Origin of the sequence: Mycobacterium sp. 1081908.1 (genome assembly GCF_001673535.1) — a bacterium.
GTDB lineage: Bacteria > Actinomycetota > Actinomycetes > Mycobacteriales > Mycobacteriaceae > Mycobacterium.
The window spans coordinates 13,160-33,606 of sequence record NZ_LZLY01000158.1; the positions used below are offsets into that span (position 1 = coordinate 13,160).

Genomic DNA, 20,447 nt, shown 5'->3' on the forward strand with positions numbered 1-20,447 from the left:
GACCTCTATAGGGTCAGCACGCATTTCGAGGAAAAGGGCCTCTTGGGGGCATTAATCCGCATTTCGCTGACTCTCCTCAGAGTAGCGGCAAGGATGGGACAGTGACGACGATCCCGGTTATCTTCATCATCTTCAACAGGCCGGACACCACTAGGCAGGTCTTCGAGACGATCAGGGCCGCGAAGCCGAGGACGCTCCTCGTGATCGCCGACGGCCCCCGGGCGGATCGACCTGGAGAGGCTGCAAAGTGCGCCGCGACGCGCGCGATCATCGACGCAGTCGACTGGGACTGCGAGGTCCACCGCAATTTCTCGGAGACCAACATGGGCTGCGGCCGCCGGGTCTCCTCCGGCCTAACCTGGGCCTTCGAGCTCGTCGAGAGGGCGATCATCGTCGAGGACGACTGCGTGCCCTCCGCCTCATTTTTCGAATACTGCGCCGAGTTGCTCGATCGCTACGAGAGTGACGAGCGCGTGATGATGATCTCCGGAAACAACCATCTGTTCGGACGCGCCGGGACGGCGGAGAGCTATTACTTCACGCGGTATTCGCATCTGTGGGGTTGGGCCACCTGGAGGCGAGCTTGGGCGAAATACGACCCCAACATGACGAACTGGCCCGAAATCAGGGACAGGAAGCTCTTCGACCAGTACTTCCAGGATAAGAGCGAGCGCTACCACTGGGAGTGCGCCTTCCAAAGCTTTTACGACGGCAACGTCGATACATGGGACTACCCATGGGTTTACAGCATCTGGGCGAACTCGGGCCTCTGCGTTGCTCCCGCCCGGAACCTGGTACGGAACATTGGATTTCACGCTGAGGCTACGCATTCACAAGGGGACAGTATCTATTCTTCGCTCGACGCCGCGGAGCTGGAGCTGCCGTTGAGCCACCCGGCGACCGTGATGGCGAGCTCTGACATGGACGGGCTCGAGGCAAGGATCCGGGCGGCCGCTCATTCGGCGGCCTTGCGGCATCCCCTGAATAACGCCGCTTCGGCGCTCAAGCTGCTAGTCCGGAGGGCGACGCCGCGGGGCCGGGATCACTGAGCCGTTCGTAGCGCGAATACGTCAGCGGCCGACGGCTTTTCGCCGCGAGGGCAGCTTTCGGCGAATCATCTCCTTGGCCGATGCCCCGATGAACCGCGGCAGCAGCTTCTTGAACTCCTCGTCCTCCCGCTTGCTGAGCCCGGACATGTCGTTGTAGTCGGCGACGACGACGTCCATGTACCGGGTGACCAGCGCCGGGTTGGAGAAGCAGCGGATGTTGAAGTCCCAGTCGGCCCACAGCGGGTAGCGCAGGTTGTACGGCCCGATGCCGGCGAAGAGTTCGCGGCGGTAGAAGATCGCCTGGTGGCAGATGTTCTGCTCGAACAGCAGCCGATCGAGGTCGAAGGCGCCGGCGTAGCGCGACGACTTCGAGCGCAGCATCACGTCGCCGTAGACCAGGTCGCTGGGCTCGTGGTCGCCGATGAACGCGGCCACCTTGGCCAGGGTGTCCACCGCGTAGAGGCTGTCGTCGGCGCCCAGGAAGAGCAACCACCCCCCCGAGGCCAGCTCGACGCCGTAGTTCATCGCATCGTAGGCGCCCCGATCGGGACCGCTGTGAATGACCAGGCGCCCGCCCAGGGCCGGGGCGTAGCCGCTCGCGATGTCGGGAGTTCCGTCCGTCGACCCGCCGTCGACCAGGACCAGCTCGTAGTCGTCGCAGGTCTGGCCGGTGATGCTGTCGAGGCATGCGGGCAGGGTGGTCGCCACGTTGAAGGTGGGGACGATGATCGAAAACTGATGTGCGGCAGGCATTCCGATCAGTCTTTCGCCCGGAAGAAGATGCCGTCGGCCTGCAACGTTCGGCCGTTGCGCATGTCGGTGAAGCAGGGTGACAACCCGGTCAGTGTGAAGCCCAACGAATAGGCGATGTCGAGGGCCTCGCGGATGAGCAACCCGCCCTCGTACAGGGGCAGGAAGGACAGCTCCAGTTGCATGCCCACGCAGCGGTCCCGCACCGTCGACTCGGCACCGGCGAGCACCTGCTTCTCGAACCCCTGCACGTCGATCTTCAGGAAAACCGCCTCCGATCCCCGCAGGAGCTCCGGCGCGAGTGAATCCAGTCGGTGCACTGGGACATCTTCGGTGCCAACGTAATTCGCCGGAGGGAAGGCGTCCTGATGGCTTTTCAGCATCGGCAACACCGAGCTGCTCTCGCCGGCGTTGCCCGCGACATTGATCGAGATGGTGCCGTCGGCGTCACCCAGCGCGCAGCGCCGGCACTCCCAGCGCGGATCGGTCTGTGTTTTCCCCTCCAACACCGAAAACGGCCCGGCCAACGGTTCGAAGGAAACCATGCGGCCCTCGAAGCCCGCCGCACGGAGACCGGCGGCGTATTGCCCCGAGTTGGCACCGACGTCGAGAACGACGTCCACGCGCTGCGCCTCGAGCTGATGCATGAAATTTCGCTTCCAGTCCAGTTCGGGGTGGTAGCGCGACACCTCGATGCCGGCGCGACGCACGATGTCGCGAGCACGCTGCGAAAGCTTCATTTCCTTACCGTGGCGGCGTTCTCGCGATACCACGCGACGGTTGCCTCGATGCCGTCGCGCAGCGCGATGGTGGGCCGCCATCCCGTGTCCCGCAACACCGAAACGTCGAGCAGTTTGCGCGGTGTGCCGTCGGGCTTGGTTGGGTCCCAGCGGGTTTCGCCGGTGTAACCCACCGCGGCGGCGACCATGCCGGCGATCTCGCTGATGGTGTGGTCCACGCCGGTGCCCACGTTCACCTGAGTCGGCCCGTCGAAGTGTTCCAGCAGGTACAGACACGCGCTCGCCAGGTCGTCGACGTGCAGCAACTCGCGCCGTGGAGTGCCCGTACCCCAGTTCGTCACCTCCGGTGCGCCGCTGGCTTTGGCCTCTTCATACCTCTGGATCAGCGCCGGGAGCAGATGCGAGCCGGACGGGGAGAAGTTGTCACTCGGCCCGTACAGGTTGGTGGGCATCGCCGAGATCCACGGCAGGCCGTATTGGCGCCGGACCGCCTGCACCTGAAGGATGCCGGCGATCTTGGCGATCGCGTAGGCGTCGTTCGTCGGCTCCAGCGGACCGGTGAGCAGGGCGCTCTCGGTGATGGGCTGCGGGCTGTATTTCGGGTAGATGCAAGAGGACCCGAGGAACAGCAGCCGGGGCACGCGCGCCGCCACGGCGGCGTCGAGCAGGTTCACCTGAATCTGCAGGTTTTCCGACAGGAAGTCGGCGGGGTAGGTGCTGTTGGCCATGATGCCGCCGACCCTGGCCGCGGCGTCGATGACGACCTGGGGCCGCGACTGGTGGATGAAGTCGAAGGTCGCGGCGCGATCGGTCAGGTCGAGTTCGGCACGGGATCGCACCAGGAGATTGGTGAACCCCGCCGCCTGAAAATTGCGTAACAGGGCCGACCCGACCAGCCCGCGGTGCCCGGCGATGTACACCGGAGCCGTGCGGTCGAGCTCGCCGATTTGCGCGTCCGCGCTCATGTCCGACCGGCGAGCGTCGGCTTGTCGATCCAGGGCTTGCCCTCGCACTCCAGCGCCGCGATATCGGCGTCCACCATGAGCCGCGCCAGATCGCCGGTGTGCACCGACGCGGTCCAGCCGAGCGTCTCGGCGGCCTTCGACGCATCGCCGATCAGCGCGTCCACCTCAGTGGGCCGCAGGTAGCGCTCGTCGAACTTGATGTGCTTCTCCCAATCCAGTCCGGCATGCTCGAATGCCTCCTGGGCGAACTCGCGCACGGTGTAGCCGCGCCCCGTCGCAAGTACGAAGTCCTCCGGCTCGGGCGCCTGCAGCATCCGCCACATGCCTTCGACGTACTCCGGCGCGTATCCCCAGTCGCGGACCGCATCCAAATTGCCCATGAACAGCTCGGACTGAACACCCGCCTTGATGCGGGCCACGGCCCGGGTGATCTTGCGGGTCACGAACGTCTCACCGCGCCTTGGGGATTCGTGGTTGAACAAGATGCCGTTGACCGCGAACAAACCGTACGCTTCCCGGTAGTTGCGGGTTGCCCAGTACGAGTAGACCTTCGCCGCGCCGTACGGCGAGCGCGGATAGAACGGCGTCAGTTCGTTCTGCGGTGGCGGCGACGCGCCGAACATCTCCGACGAGGACGCCTGATAGAAGCGGCAGTGCACCTTGGAAAGCCGGACGGCTTCGAGCAGTCGCATGGATCCCATGCCGGTTGTGTCGCCCGTATGCACGGGTTCGTCGAAGCTGACGCGCACGTGCGACTGCGCCGCGAGGTTGTACACCTCGTCGGGTTCGATGGTGCTGAGCAACGTAACCAGGCGGGTTCCATCAATGAGGTCCCCGTAATGCAGGAACAAGCGCGCATTGGGGTCGTGCGGATCGACATAGAGGTGATCGATCCGGGACGTGTTGAACGTGGAGGCTCGGCGTATCAGCCCGTGGACCTCATAGCCCTTGCTGAGCAGCAGTTCCGCCAGATAGGAACCGTCCTGCCCGGTGATTCCGGTTATCAGGGCTCGCTTCATCGGATCCCCACGCGTCCCATGGTGGCGTCTCGCTCCTCGTTGTGCCATAACGACGGCTCACTGTCGCCTCATAGTAGATGTCGAGGGCAGCCAGACGTTGAGCAACGGCCATGCTCGTCCGACCGGCTAGGTGTCGTGGATCATGTTGTTGCCCGCGGTGGTAGGAATGCGTTGCTGCCATAAGCGCAGTTGGCGGCCTTGTGGTGATATTTAGGGCGTGGGCTCGGGAGCGCCCCCCATCGCGGTGGCCGTGGCGTAGGTTGTCATCGTTCTGGTTTTCCTGCCGGCGGATGTGCAGAAGACTCCTGGGAGGTTCTTTACCGTGTCCAACCTGCGCCGACCTCGAGATGCTGATCGGGGCCGATGAAGGGTAGTACCTTACACAGATCGCCGCACTCACCGCGGGACGCCGAAGCGGGTGAGGAGAGGAAATGAGAGCCCTCATTTGCGGCATTTCGGGCCAGGATGGCGCCTATTTGGCGCAGCTCCTGCTGGACAAGGGATACGAAGTATTTGGCACCTCGCGCGACGCGCAGGTCGGTGGATTCCCAAACCTGGTCCGACTCGGAGTCCGTGATCGCGTGCAGCTGGAGTCCATGGCGACCAATGATTTTCGCAGCGTGCTGAACGTGCTCCGCAGGACCGACCCCGACGAGATCTACAACGTGGCCGGGCAGAGCTCCGTCGGCCTGTCATTCGAGCAGCCGGTCGAGACGCTCGAGAGCATCGCCGTGGGCACGGTCAATCTGCTCGAAGCGATTCGCTTTCTGGACAAGCCGATCCGGTTCTACAACGCGGGGTCGAGCGAATGTTTCGGAGACACCGGCGGACTCGCGGCCAACGAGGACACACCGTTCCGCCCCTGCAGCCCCTATGCGGTGGCCAAGGCGTCGGCTCACTGGCTGGTCGCGAACTACCGAGTCGCCTACGGGCTGCACGCGAGCACCGGACTCTTGTTCAATCACGAATCCCCGCTGCGTCCCGAGCGCTTCGTGACGAAGAAGATCGTGGCGGCGGCCGTCCGCATCGCCAGGGGCGAGCGCTCGCGCCTCACCCTGGGCAACATTGCGATCAAGCGGGATTGGGGGTGGGCCCCAGAATACGTTGACGCGATGTGGCGCATGCTTCAACAGCCCACCGGATCGGATTTTGTGATCGCGACGGGGGAGAGCCACACCCTGGAGGAGTTCGCGGCGACCGCCTTCGCCGCGGTCGGCCTCGATTGGCGTGAGCACACGGATCTTTCGGTGGGACTCCGGCGCCCTTCGGATCTTGCCGAAGGGTTAGGCGATGCCTCTAGGGCACGCAACACCCTCGGCTGGTCGGCGACTTACACAATGCGCGACGTGGTCAAGGCCATGGTCGAGGCCGAGTCGGCGCGGGCTGAGGGCTAGTGAAAGTCGCGTTCGACCACCAGATCTTCGCGCAGCAGCGCTATGGCGGCGTTTCCCGGTACTTCTTCGAGCTGGCCAGTCGCCTACCGAGTGACACCGTGTCGGACGTGTCTATCATCGCGCCGCTGTACATCAACAGCTATCTGGCGGTGGAACCGGCGCGTGCGACCGTTCGGGGCAGATATGTGCCTTACACGTCCAAAAGCATCGCGCGCGTCGTCGACGTGGTGAACCGTTTCGCCGTGCCAGTGGCGTGGCGAGGAATCGACCCGGACATCGTGCACGAGACCTATTTCGCCACGAAGCCGGTCGGTAAGGGCCGGCGCCGGGTGGTGACGGTCTACGACATGATCTACGAGCTTTTCGCCGACGAGTTTCCCGACGCCGAACAGGTCACCGCCGCCAAGCGCGCCGCGGTCGATCGGGCCGATCACGTGATCTGCATTTCGGAGACGACGCGGCGCGACCTCGTGCGCCTTCTCGGTGTCGATCCTGCACGGACAAGTGTTGTGCACCTTGGCTACTCGATGACGACTGAGACGGGCATGACGGAGGCGGACGGCGGTAAACCCCGGTCCACGCTCCTCTACGTGGGACATCGCAGGGGATACAAGAACTTCACGACTGTCTTGCGGGCGTACGCGAGCTCTGCGGTGCTGCGGGACTTCGAGCTCATCGCCTTCGGTGGAAATCCGCCACTGCCCGAGGAGGAAGAGGAACTCGCCCGGCTCGGCATCGCCGGTAGGGTGCGCTTCGAATCCGGGTCCGACGGGGAGCTGGCAGCACGCTATCGGGAAGCAGCGGCATTCGTATATCCGTCGAGGTATGAGGGCTTCGGCATTCCTCCGCTCGAAGCGATGAGCCACGGCTGCCCGGTCGTGTGTAGTAATGCGGGCTCGATCCCCGAGGTGGTCGGGGACGCCGGCTTATATTTCGAGCCGGACGACGTCGAGCAGTTGCGGGCGACACTGGAGCGCGTTGCGACGACCGAAGGATTGCAGACGGAACTGCGGACGCGGGGTTACGCGCGGCTCACCGCGTTCTCCTGGGAAAAGTGCGCGACCGAGACGGCCCGGATCTATCGCAGTCTCAGCTGAGGGCAGCCACAACCTCGAGCGGGCGGGCCGCTCGTCCGTGATTTTCGCGCCGGCTTACCGGCGCTGCGTGCTACGGTTCAGCCCTCATCCTGATTGGCAACGCGCAGGGGGGATCTTGAGGACCGGCAGGCTCGGAAACTCCTATTTCACCTTCATTGACCTGCAATCTTGGCGGCGGCGAAAGGGGCGGGCACTCCCCGGCCGCAGATGGCAGCTCGGAATCGAACGGCCATCCATCCGCATCAAGTTCTACGCATATTTCCGTATCGCATATCCCCGAATCTGGCGCGACCCGATCGGCCAAGAGCGATACCCAGAGGCGACGTCGACCGAGTCGTAGATCACATCGCCTGCGCCCGGTCGTCGCGGCCCAACCGCGCAGAACCCGTCAGGAGCGGAACGAACGAATTCGCCGGTAACGCCACGGGATACGCGACTGCAAGGTAGCGTCCTCAATGATGTGGGCCTTACTGGTGGTAGCCGGCTTGGGGATGGCGATCGATCCCGTGCGGCTGGGGCTTGCCGTCGTGATGGTGTCCCGACGGCGCCCCATGCTGAACCTGTTCGCTTTCTGGCTGGGCGGCATCGCATCGGGTGTCGCCATCGCGACAATTGTGTTGCTAGGCCTGCGCGACGTCGCGTTGGCGGCCATTCGAGCCGCCTCTTCCGCTATTGCGGAGGTCAGGTCAGCGGTCGTCATCTTCTCCGGCGCACGCCTCATGATCACCGTCGGCGTGCTCTCGCTGGTGATTCTGGCGGTCATGTTGGCCCGCGAACGGGCGGCGGCTCGGGTCGCTGTGGGGCCGCCGACTATTGGCGGCGGCAACACTGCAGTCCTGGTGGAGGACGAGCGCCCGAAGAGCAGATTCGCGCGCCTCGGCGCGCGCACCCACGAGATGCTGAGCGGCGATGCGCTCTGGCCGGCGTTTGTGGTCGGCGCGGCATCGACTTTCCCCCCCTACGAGGGTGTGATTTTGCTTACCTTCATCATGGCCTCGGGCACGGGCATCTTCACCCAGTTCTCCGTCTTCATCGTGTTCACGTTTATGGTGCTTGCGGTCGTCGAGATTCCCCTGGTCAGCTACTTGGTAATGCCTGAGAAGACTTTGGCGCTGATGCTGAAGATCCAGACCTGGCTGCTGACTTACCGTATGAAGATCACCCAAGCCATACTCGGCATTGGGGGGGTCGCATGGGTGACGCAGGGTATCGCCGCTCTCTGATAGCGGACTAAGGGCATCGCATCGGTGAATCCCGGCCAGGCTGACGATCCGCCGGTGAACCCGCAGGTCTCGGTGTGTGTGCCGATGTACAACAACGCCGCCACCATCGAACGTTGCCTGCGCAGCATCCTGGACCAGGACGGTGTCGAGTTCGAGATCATCGTCGCCGACGACGATTCCTCGGACGACGGCGCCGCCGTCGCCGCCGCGCTGCTGCGGCCCGGGGACCGGCTGGTCAAGAACCGGCCCCGCCTCGGCCTCAACGGGAACCACAACAAATGCCTGGAGCTGGCGCGCGGCACCTGCGTCCAGTTCGTGCACGGCGACGACTGGCTGCTTCCCGGCGCCCTGGCGACGCTCGCGCGCTGCTTCGAGGACCCGGCGGTCGGGCTCGCGTTCGCGCCCCGGCAGGTGGTGGGCGACGACGAGCGGTGGCAGCGCCGATACGGCAAGATGCACTCGCACTTCCGTAACCTGCGCGAACGCAACGACGGCCCCTCGCTGGTGCGCCAGGTCGCGCTGCGCGGCGCGAAGGAAAACTGGGTGGGCGAACCGACCTGCGTGATGTTTCGGCGCCAGCTGGCACTCGACGCGGGCGGCCTGCGCACCGACATCTACCAGCTCGTCGACGTGGAGTTCTGGTTGCGCCTGATGCTGCGATCGACCGTTTGCTTTGTGCCACGGGAACTGTCGGTGCGCAGCCACATGAAGGGGACCGAAACCACGCACCTGATGAAGTCCCGCGGCTACCTGCTCGATCAGCTGCGCATTCTCAGTTGGCTGGCCGTCGATCCGGCGTCGCCTCGCTCGATCCGAATCCTCGCACGACTCTGGTGGTTTCCCGCGTGGCTGGCGCTGGTCGTGGAGATCGCGGCCTTCGGGCCGCAGCGCGCGTCGCATCTGAAGACCTTGGCGGGGGCGCCTTTTCGCGAGTTTTCCCGCGCTCGCGCGCTAGCCGTGGATCTCCGCGGCCAGGCCGAATTCGTCCAACGTGCGTGAGACGTCCTCGCGCAGCGCGGTTTGGGAGTTCGTCCGGCCGCCCAGGTAGGCGTTGACCGCCAGGAAGATCTTTCCGTGCACCCGCCCCGAAGCGACGAACAGCTGGCCACCCATGCGTTCGAGGGCGCGCCGGTTGATGCCCGGTTCGATCAGCCGCCCGGAGGTGTAGTCGGCCTCGGTTCCGTCCGGGCGGTTCGTCGCGGGGGGCATGTCCCCGACGTTGGAGCACCCGATCGGAAGGCTGGCGGCGCCCAATCCCATCCCCGCCGCGCGCCGCGCGGCCCATTTCGGCGCCAGCGATGCCAGCGGAAGCGGCCCCAGCAGCTCCGCGGTGATCTCCGTCAGGTCGGCGAACGCCTGCTTGAACTTGAGCCGGACCTCGCCGAGGTCGGAGGACAGGTGCGCCGGGTCGACGGAAATGGTGGGGAACACCACCGCATTGCCACGGGTGTCGTCCTCGGTGCGGTCGCTGACCGGGAACGCCAGCGTGACCGTCCCGTCGTCGCAGACGCGCCCCATTCGCGCGCCGAGCCTGCCCGCGAATCCAGCCAGTAGCGTGAAGCTGTTTCCGCCAATGCCTTTCGCGCACGCGTCCCAGGAAGCCACGTCGACGTAGGCCGTCAGATAGGGCACCGCGACGGGCGGGTCGTGGGCAGCCCTGCGCGGCGAAGGCGGTGACGACGTCATCGAGGCGACGACGTCCTTGCGCCGGTGCCGGGCGATGCGCACCGTGGCCGCCACCGCCCGTGCCAGCTCGGGAGCCGACGCGATCGTTTGCCGGGCGTCCCGCAGCGCGGCCCGCCCGCGGCGGCGCGAACCGCGGTGCGGGTAGCCCAGGTGGCGCGTCCGTCCCGTCGCCGCGTCCGAGATCGCCTGCAGGATGCCGAGCCCGTCGACGAGGGTGTGCGACGTCGTCAGGCAAACCGCGGTCCCCCCGTCATCGAGGGGGAGGACGCCGATGTGCCAGCCGGGTCCGTATTCGGGATCCAGGGGCAGGCACGCCCGCTCGTGGAGCCACGCGTTCAGATCCGCGCGGGGGCGCGGTGTTTCGGCGATATCGATGTCTTCGGGCCCCCGGGAGACGACCCACCGGTCACGCGCGAAGGGCAGCGGGGAGGGCTCGACCAGCCGCCCCAGCAACCCGTATCCGAGATTTCGGTGAAACCGGCGCAAACCGTCGATGTTTGCGGGGCGGTTGTAAACCCAGTTGAACTGCACGTGCGCCCCGTAGCCAAGCGCCCGCAGACCAAGGAACGACGCCTGGTCCATGTGTGCGAGTCGATTGTCCACCGCGTACACGGTAGTTTATTCGCCACCAGGGGCGGAGCGCTTTGCGCGCGGGGGAGACCGGGGGTCGTGCCGGTTGTAACCTGCCCGTTCCGGGCCGGAAATCCTTTCGACGAAGGTAGTGTGTTGTCCGTGGTTCAGTCATCCATACCCGCTGTGCTGCGCGAACGCGCGAGCCTGCAGCCCAACGACGCAGCGTTCACATTCCTTGATTACGACCAGGATTGGGACGGCGTCGCACACACCCTGACGTGGTCGCAGCTATACAAGCGCGTTGTCAACCTCGGCGAACAGCTGAGGGCCGGCGCGTCGACCGGCGATCGGGCGCTCATCCTCGCCCCCAATGGACTCGATTACATCCTGGGCTTTCTCGGCGCCCTGCAGGCCGGGCTTGTCGCCGTACCGCTTTCGGTTCCCTACGGCGGTGCGCACGACGAACGGACCATCTCGGTGCTGGCCGACACCTCGCCCGCCGTCGTCCTGACGACGTCCGCGGTCATCGACAACGTCGCCGCGTCCGTGCAGTCGCAGCAGGGGCAATCCGCGCCCACGATCGTCGAACTCGATTTGCTGGACCTGGAGACTCGGCAGCGGCCCACCGGCCCGCGGCCCCGGCCCGGCGCCATCGACGGGTCGGACTTCATCTACCTGCAGTACACGTCCGGCTCCACCCGTACGCCCGCGGGTGTCATGGTCTCGAGCAAGAACGTCTTCGCCAACTTCGAGCAGATCATGGGCGACTTCTTCGCGCCCGAGGGCGGGGTGGCGCCTCCCGGCATGACGGTGGTGACCTGGCTGCCGCTCTACCACGACATGGGCCTGCTGTTGGGGATCATCATGCCGATCCTGGCCGGCGTACCGACGGTGCTGTCCAGCCCGGTGGGCTTTTTGCAGCGACCGGCCCGCTGGATGCACATGATGGCCCAGCACGACTGCACGATCTCGGCCGGGCCGAACTTCGCCTACGAGCTCGCGGTGCGCAAGACCTCCGACGACGACATGGTCGGGCACGACCTCGGCGTCGTTCACACGATCCTCAACGGCAGCGAGCGCGTGCAGCCGGCGACGCTCAAGCGATTCACGGACCGGTTCGCCCCCTTCAACTTCGACCCCCGGGCGCTGCGGCCCTGCTACGGCATGGCGGAGGCCACGGTGTACATGTCGACCCGCCAGGTGGGCGACCCGCCCGAGATCGGCTATTTCGATTCCGAGAAACTGCCCGGTGGCGAGGCGGTGCGGTGTGAAAGCGGAAGCGGCACACCGCTCGTCAGTTACGGTGACCCCAAATCGATGCTGCACCGCATCGTCGACCCCGACACCGGTCGCGAGTGCCCGGAGGGGACGGTCGGCGAGATCTGGGTGCACGGCGAGAACGTCGCCGCCGGCTATTGGCAGAAGCCGGAGGAGACCGCCCGCACCTTCGGCGCGAAGATCGTCGAGCCGTCGCAGGGCACACCCGAGGGGCCGTGGCTGAGAACGGGCGACTCGGGCTTCTTCTCAACGGGCGAGATGTTCATCATCGGCCGGATCAAGGACCTGTTGATCGTGTACGGGCGCAACCATTCTCCCGACGACATCGAGGCGACCATCCAGGAGATCACCGCGGGCCGTTGCGCGGCGATCGCCGTCCCCGACAAGGGCGTCGAGAAGCTGGTGGCGATCATCGAGATGAAGAAGCGCGGCGGCTCCGAGGAGGAGGCCGCGGACAAGCTGCGCGGCGTCAAACGTGAAGTGACGTCGGCGATTTCGAAGTCTCACGGCCTGAAGGTGGCGGACCTCGTTCTGGTATCGCCGGGTTCGATTCCCATCACCACCAGCGGCAAGATCCGCCGGTCGCAGTGCGTCGAGCTCTACCGGCAGGACGAGTTCGTCCGGTTGGACGGCTAGTCAAAGATTCCCGAGGCTAGAGCAGCGGGCGCTTGCCGTGCCCGTTGCCGTTGGCGCCCCGCTGCGACGGGGCGCTCGTCCCGAACAGCGGCAGCGGGTTGCCGAGGTCGTCGTCGGCCGATTGGTCGCCGTGCCCGTTGCCGTTCGAGTGCCCATTCCCGTTGGCGCCGACGGTGATCGGCCGGGGCGACAGGAAGTCCTGGCCGAACAGCGGCAGTGAGTGGCCGAGGTAGCGATCGCTCTTGTGCTTGCCGTTGCCGTTGGTGGGCGTGGTGTAATCCGGCGCCGAATCGCGCAGATCGTCGGTCACCTGGCCCGGCACGCGGCTGAGGTCGAACAGCGGGAGCGCGTGGTTGGAAAGGCGTTGGCGCTTCGGCCGTTTCCCGGTCTTGGCGGGGGCGGCGCCGGCGGGCCGTGTCCCGCGCGACTTGGTCCGCGGCTTGTGCCCCGGCGGGACGAGTTTCAGGCGAACGAGCAGGTCGTCGGGGATCAACGGTTGAGGGGCACCGTTCGCCGCCGGGGAAGCGGCCGCCGGGGCCAGGGCGGCCGGGCTGGGGATCACCTTCATCTTGACCAGCTGGTCCGCCAGCTGATTCAGCTGGTGCTGCTTCTTCTGGTGGGCCGCGTAAACCTGGGCGGGGGTCTTGCCGAGATGCGAAGGCCACCAGTTCTTTTGGCCGATCAGCGCGGCCATGGCCGGCACCGTGATCGAGCGCACCAGGAACGTGTCGATCAGGATGCCCATCCCGAGGATGAAGCCGGCCTCGGCCATGGTGTAGATGCTGGCGCTCATCAACCCGAACATCGAGGCGGCGAAGATCAGGCCGGCCGACGTGATGACGCCCCCGGTCGAACCGACGGTGCGAATGACGCCGACCCGCACGCCGTGCGGGGATTCGTCGCGGATGCGCGAGATGAGCAGCATGTTGTAGTCCGCGCCGACCGCGACGAGCAGGATGAAGGACAGCCCGGGCAGGCTCCAGTGCAGGTTCTGCCCGAGCAGCAGCTGGAACACCAGGACGCCCAAGCCCATTGCCGACAGGTACGACAGCAGCACCGACCCGATCAGGTACAGCGGCGCGACGACCGCCCGCAGCAGGCCGACCAGGATCAGGAACACGATCATGATCGTGGCGAAGACGATGTAGCCGATGTCGTTGTTGTAATAGTCACGCGTGTCGGCGAGACCGCTCGGCACACCCGCCACCTGCACCGTGGCGTCCGACAGTTCGGTGTTGGGCTGCGCCGACTGCGCGGCCTTGATGATCTTCGGGATCTGATCCATGGCATCGGTGGAGAACGGGTTGAGCCCGCTCTGGATCAGGTACCGCGCCGCGTGCCCGTCGGGGGACAGGAAGATCGCCGCGCCCTGCTTGAACTCGTCCCTCGTCAGGATCTGCGGGGGGATATTGAAACCGGACATCGACGGCTTGTTGTCGGTGTCGTGCTTCATGCTCAGCAGGAATTGCGACGCCTCGTTGAGGCCGCTGCCGATCTGCCTGGTCGAATCGACGAGTTGTTTCACCCCACCCGCGATCGCGCGGCTGCCGTCGGCGAGCGCGTTGGCGCCCTGTTGCGCCTGGCTCATGGTGGTCTGCAGGTCCCTGATCGTCTTCATGGCGGCGGAGGCCTGGGACAGGCCTTGCTGGGCGGTGTTCAACGTCTGCCCGACCGTCTGCGTTTTGCCGGCCGCTTGCAGGTTGTGGGCCATGATCTTGATCGAGTTGAGGGTGCCGTCGTTGTTTGCCTGCACCATCGCGGCCAAACCGGACCGTGAGCTCACGCACCCCGGGTCGGTGTTGCATTCCGGGCTGTTGTTGAGGGCGTTCAGCATCGGGCTGGCCCACGCGGCGATGTTCTCGGTGTTCACGGTGGACATGTTGAGGTTGTCGCCGAGGGTCTTCATCTGCCCGGTGAGGGCGGCGCCCTGGTCGAGCGCGGCGATGGTGCGGTCGCCACCGGCCATTTGCTCCATCGCCGTCAGCGCCGAGACCGCCGGGCCGAGGCTGGTCAGGGCGCCGCTGACCTGATCGCGCAGCATCGCCAGGGCGTCGGCCAACTGATTGGAGCCGTTGACCAGCCGGTCCAGGTCGTTCCCGTGCTCGTTGATCTGGCGGGATCCGTCATCGAGCTTGCTGCCGACCTCACCGGCCTGGAACGAGATCTTGGTCTGCTCCAGCGGTTCGCCGTTGGGCCGGGTCAGGCCGCGCACCATCGTGATGTCGGGCAGTTGGCTCACCCGGGCGGCCATCTGCTCCAGGTCGGCGAGGGCGGCCGGCGTCCTCAAGTCGTGCGATGGCGATTTGATGAACAGCACCATCGGTGTCAGCGCGTTCGCCGGGAAATGGCGATTCATCACGTCATAGCCCTTGGAGCTGTCCACGGACGCGGGCATCGTCTTGAGGTCGTCGTAGTTGAACCGCATCACGGCCGTGCAACTGGCCAAACCGATGAGCACGATCAGGCTGCCGACCAGGTGGATGCGGGGCCGGCGCACGACGCGGGTGCCCATGATGCGCCACATCCGGGTGGTCAGCTCGCGTCGGGGCTTGATCCAGCCGCGACGCCCGGCCAGCACCAACAGCGCCGGCAACAGCGTGACGGCACACAGGAACGCCACGATGACCGAAATCGAAATCGCCGGGCCGACAGTCGAAAACACTTCCAGCTTGGTGAAGACCATCGCGAGGAACGCGACCGCGACGGTGGCCGCCGACGCGGCGATCACCTTGCCGATCGACATCAACGCCATCTTCACGGCTTCGTCGGACGGGTGGCCCTTTCGCACGTAGTCGTGATAGCGGCTGATCAGGAAGACGGCATAGTCCGTTCCCGCCCCGACCATGACGGCGGTCATCAGGACCAGGGTCTGCAGGGCGAACGGCAGGCCGATCTCGCTCAGCCCGGACAGGACGCCCTGCGACGTCCCGATGGACGCACCGATGTTGATCAGCGGCACCAACATCGTGATGATGTTGCGATAGATCATGAAAAGAATGAGCAGCACCGAGACCACGGTGCCGATCTCAATGAAATGGGCGTCTTCCAGCGCCATTTCGGTCGCATCGGCGATCGTGGCCAGCGGCCCGCTGACGTGGGCGGTCAGCGAGGTTCCCGCGGTGACCTCTTTGGCGATGTCTTTGACGTGGTGGTAGGCCGCGATCGTCGACGGCGCGGTGCCCGCGCCGGGGAACGAGATCGGCAGGATGAAGGCCTTGCCGTCCTTGCTGGCCAGGACCTCGCGCATCTGGGGGTTGGTCAGGAAGTCCTGCACCGTCAGCTTGTCGGCCGTGTCCTGGCGCAGCTTGTCCACCAGCCTGGCGTAGAGGGCCTCGTCGGCGGGTGTGATGCCGTTCTCGTCGCTGAGCAGGATCATCAGCAGGGAACCGCCGCCGCCCAGCGGATTGTCGCCGCCGCCGGCCCCGGCGGCGTCTCCCGCCTTCTTGGCGTCTCCGGGGGCTTTGGGGGCGCCGGGCATGGCGAAGGCCTTGGCCATTTCCTGGTTGACGACCACCGTCGGGGCGTTGTCGGGCAAGGCCTTCGGCTCGCGCTTGCTGGCCTGCACCGGCAGCGGGGGGAAGACCAGTGCCAGGGTGACCGCGAACCCGATCCACGCGGCGATGACAAGCAGGGGCCACCGCACGACGATGTCGCCTATGCGGTCGAAGATTCCCCCAGGCTTGGCTGCCTCGCCCGTGCCAGTCCGGCTCGACACCCAACCACCCTACAATCCAGCCCACACTCGCGTGGGGTAATCAAGATCTAAACGGTGACCGTGACATTGCTGTGATCTTGAAGTGAACGCGCTGGTCAGGCCCGCAATTGCGGGTCTCGAAGAGGTCAAGGCGGCTATTCGGCGCGTAGCGCCGCGGATCCGTGCAACACTCTCCCCGTGGCTCTCAAATACCGCCTGCAATCCAACCCACTGGTCGGCAAGCTCACCACGAAGTACTTTCTGCCCCTTGGCACCCGCCAGGTCGGCGACGACGTGGTCTTCTTCAACTTCGGCTACGAAGAGGACCCGCCGATGGGCCTGCCGTTGGCGGCATCCGACGAACCCAACCGGTACTGCATCCAGCTCTATCACGTGACCGCCTCGCAGACCGATCTCACCGGCAAGAAGGTGCTGGAGGTCAGTTGCGGGGCGGGCGGGGGCGCGTCCTACATCGTGCGAAACCTCGGCCCGGCCGCCTACACGGGGTTGGACCTCAACCCCGCCAGCATCGACAAGTGCCGGGAACGGCACCAGCTGCCCGGCCTGGATTTCGTGCAGGGCGACGCGGAGAACCTGCCCTTCCCCGACGGCTCGTTCGACGCGGTGGTCAACGTCGAGGCCTCCCACCAGTACCCCCACTTCGCTCGGTTCCTCGAGGAGGTGGCGCGTGTGCTGCGGCCCGGGGGGCATTTCCTGTACACCGATTCGCGTCGCGCTCCTGTCGTCGCCGAGTGGGAGGCGGCGCTGGCCGCCGCGCCGCTGCGCAAGGTCTCGGAACGGGACATCGACGCCGAGGCCAAGCGCGGGCTGGACGCCAACACGCACCGGACCCAGCAGCAGATCAGCGACCGATTGCCGGGATTCATGAACTCCCTGATCCGTTACGGCGTCGGGGTGATGGATTGGGATCTGCGCCGCGCCGGGGGCTTCTCTTATCGCGTCTATCACTTCGTCAAGGATTGATGGGCTCGACTCCGTCATGAAGTTTGCGTTGGCGAGCTACGGAACTCGCGGCGATATCGAGCCGTGCGCCGCCATCGGCCGGGAGCTGCAGCGTCGCGGGCACGAGGTGCGGGTGGCGGTGCCGCCCAACCTGATTGGTTTCGTCGAGTCCGCCGGGCTGCCCGCCGTCGCCTACGGGCAGCGGGATTCCCAGCAGCAGCTCGACGAGGACTTCCTGCATAACTCGTGGAAGATCCAAAATCCGGTCAAGTTGGCGCGCGAGGCCATGGAGCCGGTCAGGGCGGGCTACGAGGAGCTGGGCGCCGCGCTCAAGACGCTCGCGGACGGGGTCGACCTGCTGCTGACCGGCCAGCTCTATCAGGAGATCGCCGCCAATGTGGCCGAGCGCTACGACATTCCGCTGGCTGCGCTGCACTTCTACCCGATGCGGCCCAACGGCCAGGTGGCTTTTCCCGCGCGACTGCCCGCGCCGGTGGTGCGCTCGACGATGAAAACCCTCGACTGGATGTACTGGCGGTTCACCCGGGGCGCCGAGGACGAGCAGCGCCGGGATCTGGGTCTGCCGAAGGCGACTTGCCCCGCGCCGCAACGCATGTCAGAACAGGGCGCGTTGGAGATCCAGGCCTACGACGAGCTGTGCTTCCCCGGGCTGGCGGCGGAGTGGGGTGCCCGGCGGCCGTTCGTCGGCGCGTTGACCATGGAGTCGCCGACCGACGCCGACGACGAGGTCGCGTCCTGGATCACCGCCGGAACGCCGCCGATCTATTTCGGGTTCGGCAGCATGCCCGTCGGGTCGCTCGCGGATCTGGTCACCATGATCGGCGGGGCCTGCGCGGAGCTGGGCGAACGGGCCCTGATCTGCTCGCGGGCGCGGGACCGCGGCGTTCCCGATTTCGACCACGTGAAGGTCGTCGCGGCGGTCAATCACGCCGCCATATTTCCGACCTGTCGCGCGGTCGTGCACCACGGCGGCTCCGGCACCACGGCGGCGGGGTTGCGCGCGGGCGTCCCGGCGCTGATCCTCTGGATCACCTCCGATCAGCCGATCTGGGCGGCCCAGGTCAAACAGCTGAAAGTCGGCTCGGCGCGGCGATTCTCCAGCACCACCCGCAAAACGCTGGTCGCCGACCTCGCGTCGATCCTCGCGCCCGCGTACGTCAGCCGGGCGCGTGACATCGCCTCGCGGATGACCAAGCCCGCCGAGAGCGTCGCCAACGCCGCCGATCTGCTGGAAAAAGCCGCCCGACGCGAGGGTTTCGGCTGATGCCGGAACGTCCCGCGGGGTCGCGCGGCCCGGGGTACGCTCCGGTGGTGTCCTTACTGATCACCGTGCCGGTTTACGGGCAGCACGAGTACACACACGCGCTGATAGCCGATTTGGAGCGCGAGGGCGCCGACTACCTGATCGTCGACAATCGCGGCGATTACCCCAAGGTCGGCAACGAGCGCGTGGCCACGCCCGGCACGAACCTGGGCTGGGCCGGGGGCAGCGAGCTCGGGTTCCGAACTGCGTTCGCGGAGGGCTACTCCCACGCGATGACGCTCAACAACGACACCCGGCTCTCCCGGGGATTCGTCGCCGCCCTGCTCGACCCGCGCCTGCCCGCGGACGTCGGGATGGTGGGGCCGCTGTTCAACATCGGGTTCCCGTACGCGGTGATCGAGGGGATACCGGACGCCGCGAGTTACGTTCCGCAGCCGCGGTATCGGGTGGTGCCCGCCATCGAGGGGACGGCGCTGGTGATGTCGCGGGAATGCTGGGACGCCGTCGGGGGAATGGATCTCGACACCTTCGGGCGCTACGGCTGGGGGCTGGATCTCGACCTCGCGCTGCGGGCACGAAAAGCCGGATTCGGTGTCTACACGACGGAAATGGCCTACGTCAACCATTTTGGGCGCAGGACCGCGAAGGTCCACTTCGGCGGCCTGAAGTACCACTGGGGCTCCAGCCGCGCGATGATCCTGGGGTTGCGCAAGACGCACGGCTGGTTCGCGGCCATGGGAATCCTGCGCGAGATGGGCGCGGCGCACCACCGCAAGTGGTACAGGTCTTTCCCGCTCGTCGGGCACGACGCCGCCGCCAGCCGGAACCCCTAGCGGCACGGGCCGTTTCAGACGCCGACGCGGACGGTCTGCTCCAGCAGGTCGGCGGCGGCAACCACGCCGACGGCCGGTCTGGACATCTGCGGCGCGATCTCGCGGGCCCGGGCCACGCAGTCCGGTGCGAGGATCTTGCGCAGCTGCCTGACCAACGATTTGCGGGTCATGTGCGAAAGTTTCTTGGCGGAACCGACTTTCAGCCGTTTGACCTGGGCCGCCCAGATCGGCTGATCGGAGGTGATCCAGAGGATCAGCGCCGGGACGCCCGCGCGCAACCCCGCCGCCGTGGTGCCGGAGCCGCCGTGGTGCACGACCGCGCGACAGGTCGGAAATATGGCGGCGTGATTGACCGCCGCGACGACCTTCACGTGGTCGAAATCGGGAACGCCGCGGTCCCGCGCCCGCGAGCAGATCAGGGCCCGTTCGCCCAGCTCGGCGCAGGCGTCGGCGATCATGGCCACCGTCTCGGCGGGGGACCGGACCGGTGTGCTGCCGAAACCGAAGTAAATCGGCGGCTTCCCCGCCGCGATCCACGACGCGACCTCGTCGTCGGTGTCCGCGGCCAACTCCAGGGTCAGCGAACCCACGAAGGGGCGCTTGCCATCCCACTCCGCCGCGAGGCCGGGGAACAGCGCCCGGTCGTAGGCCTGGATTTCGAGTGTCCCGGCCATCCGCTGCCACGCGGGAACCGTGGTGCGCGGCAGGCCCAGTTCGCGCCGCTGCGCGTCCTCGTCCGGCTTGGTGAAACGCGAATACAGCCACCAGCCCGCCGACAGCGTGGTGCGGACGGCCGGCGCCGGCGACGGCAGAAACGGAACGCCGATCTGACCGTTGACCCGCACCGGGAAGTGATGTAGCCCCGCCACCGGAATGTCGTGGTATTCCGCGACATTCGCCACGACCCCGTGGTAGGTCTGGCCCGTCAGCAGCAGGTCCGCCCCGTCGGCCAGCGAGGTTAGCGTCCGGCTCATCTCCGCCCAGCCCTCGACGAAGAGCGACCTGAAGGTGTGCATGAAGTTGACCGGGTTCTGGGGCTTGAAGGCGTTGTGGGTGAAGTCCGCGACGGCCACCACCTGCTCGCGCGTGTCCGGACCGTAGGGGACGGCGGGCACCCCGGCCGACTCGACGAAGTCAACCAGGTTGGGCGGCACCGCCATTCGGACATCGTGCCCGCGGCGCCGCAGTTCCACGCCCACCGTGGCGCCGGGCTCGATGTCGCCGCGGGTACCGTGGGCCGCCAAGACAAACTTCATCGACGG

The 20,447-nt window shown here is 66.3% G+C and carries 16 protein-coding genes; 9 read left to right on the forward strand and 7 right to left on the reverse strand.

Translation table 11 applies throughout. The annotated features are described in order from the left end of the window. Positions 1-101 precede the first annotated feature (101 nt). Complete coding sequence (locus A5655_RS25600) at positions 102-1,049, forward strand: methyltransferase type 11 (protein WP_231999274.1); 948 nt, start codon at positions 102-104, stop codon at positions 1,047-1,049. A 21-nt stretch (positions 1,050-1,070) separates the two neighbouring features. Here A5655_RS25600 and A5655_RS25605 read toward each other — a convergent pair whose 3' ends face one another. The 4 genes from A5655_RS25605 to gmd are packed head-to-tail and all read right to left on the reverse strand — an operon-like array spanning position 1,071 to position 4,523. Beyond that, positions 1,071-1,802: a glycosyltransferase family 2 protein gene (locus tag A5655_RS25605; RefSeq protein WP_067015479.1), complete on the reverse strand. Its 732-nt coding sequence runs from the start codon at positions 1,800-1,802 to the stop codon at positions 1,071-1,073. 5 nt (positions 1,803-1,807) lie between these two features. Next, positions 1,808-2,539: an FkbM family methyltransferase gene (locus A5655_RS25610; RefSeq protein WP_067015483.1), complete on the reverse strand. Its 732-nt coding sequence runs from the start codon at positions 2,537-2,539 to the stop codon at positions 1,808-1,810. Further along, on the reverse strand, positions 2,536-3,504 hold the full coding sequence (locus A5655_RS25615) for a GDP-L-fucose synthase (RefSeq protein ID WP_067015486.1): 969 nt from the start codon (positions 3,502-3,504) through the stop codon (positions 2,536-2,538). Before A5655_RS25615 ends, A5655_RS25610 begins: the two co-directional genes overlap by 4 nt. After that, positions 3,501-4,523, reverse strand: coding sequence for a GDP-mannose 4,6-dehydratase (gene gmd, locus A5655_RS25620; protein ID WP_067015489.1), 1,023 nt, complete (start codon positions 4,521-4,523; stop codon positions 3,501-3,503). The genes A5655_RS25615 and gmd overlap by 4 nt, the downstream gene beginning before the upstream one ends. Positions 4,524-4,954: 431 nt before the next feature. Here gmd and A5655_RS25625 point away from each other — a divergent pair, with 431 nt between their 5' ends. From A5655_RS25625 to A5655_RS25640, 4 genes are all read left to right on the forward strand, one after another. Continuing rightward, positions 4,955-5,917, forward strand: coding sequence for a GDP-mannose 4,6-dehydratase (locus A5655_RS25625; protein WP_067015492.1), 963 nt, complete (start codon positions 4,955-4,957; stop codon positions 5,915-5,917). Continuing rightward, positions 5,917-7,014: a glycosyltransferase family 1 protein gene (locus A5655_RS25630; RefSeq protein ID WP_067015495.1), complete on the forward strand. Its 1,098-nt coding sequence runs from the start codon at positions 5,917-5,919 to the stop codon at positions 7,012-7,014. Before A5655_RS25625 ends, A5655_RS25630 begins: the two co-directional genes overlap by 1 nt. A 458-nt stretch (positions 7,015-7,472) precedes the next feature. Next, positions 7,473-8,237 carry a GAP family protein gene (locus tag A5655_RS25635; protein WP_067015633.1) on the forward strand — a complete coding sequence of 255 codons (765 nt, stop codon included), beginning with the start codon at positions 7,473-7,475 and terminating at the stop codon, positions 8,235-8,237. Between the two features lie 15 nt (positions 8,238-8,252). After that, entirely contained in the window at positions 8,253-9,236 is a 984-nt protein-coding gene (locus tag A5655_RS25640; RefSeq protein WP_067015498.1) for a glycosyltransferase family 2 protein, read from the forward strand. Here A5655_RS25640 and A5655_RS25645 read toward each other — a convergent pair. Next, positions 9,189-10,526, reverse strand: coding sequence for a hypothetical protein (locus A5655_RS25645; protein ID WP_231999276.1), 1,338 nt, complete (start codon positions 10,524-10,526; stop codon positions 9,189-9,191). The two genes, A5655_RS25640 and A5655_RS25645, sit on opposite strands and share 48 nt — an antisense overlap. Before the next feature lie 129 nt (positions 10,527-10,655). Between A5655_RS25645 and A5655_RS25650 the strand changes: the two genes are divergently transcribed. Next, positions 10,656-12,410, forward strand: coding sequence for an AMP-binding protein (locus tag A5655_RS25650; protein WP_067015636.1), 1,755 nt, complete (start codon positions 10,656-10,658; stop codon positions 12,408-12,410). A 16-nt stretch (positions 12,411-12,426) separates the two neighbouring features. On the opposite strand, the gene A5655_RS25655 is transcribed toward A5655_RS25650, so the two are convergent. Beyond that, entirely contained in the window at positions 12,427-16,125 is a 3,699-nt protein-coding gene (locus A5655_RS25655; RefSeq protein ID WP_082978887.1) for an RND family transporter, read from the reverse strand. Between the two features lie 210 nt (positions 16,126-16,335). Between A5655_RS25655 and A5655_RS25660 the strand changes: the two genes are divergently transcribed. Genes A5655_RS25660 through A5655_RS25670 form a run of 3 tightly spaced genes read left to right on the forward strand, consistent with a single transcriptional unit; the run spans position 16,336 to position 19,185 of the window. Then, positions 16,336-17,088, forward strand: a complete 753-nt coding sequence (locus A5655_RS25660) for a phthiotriol/phenolphthiotriol dimycocerosates methyltransferase (RefSeq protein ID WP_369807253.1) — start codon at positions 16,336-16,338, stop codon at positions 17,086-17,088. A gap of 16 nt (positions 17,089-17,104) precedes the next feature. Then, the gene (locus A5655_RS25665; protein WP_067015507.1) at positions 17,105-18,352 is read left to right on the forward strand and encodes a glycosyltransferase; all 1,248 of its coding nucleotides are present in this window, start codon (positions 17,105-17,107) and stop codon (positions 18,350-18,352) included. Further along, entirely contained in the window at positions 18,352-19,185 is an 834-nt protein-coding gene (locus tag A5655_RS25670) for a hypothetical protein (protein ID WP_067015509.1), read from the forward strand. Before A5655_RS25665 ends, A5655_RS25670 begins: the two co-directional genes overlap by 1 nt. Before the next feature lie 14 nt (positions 19,186-19,199). Here A5655_RS25670 and A5655_RS25675 read toward each other — a convergent pair whose 3' ends face one another. Beyond that, entirely contained in the window at positions 19,200-20,441 is a 1,242-nt protein-coding gene (locus A5655_RS25675) for a glycosyltransferase (RefSeq protein WP_067015512.1), read from the reverse strand. Positions 20,442-20,447: the final 6 nt, after the last annotated feature.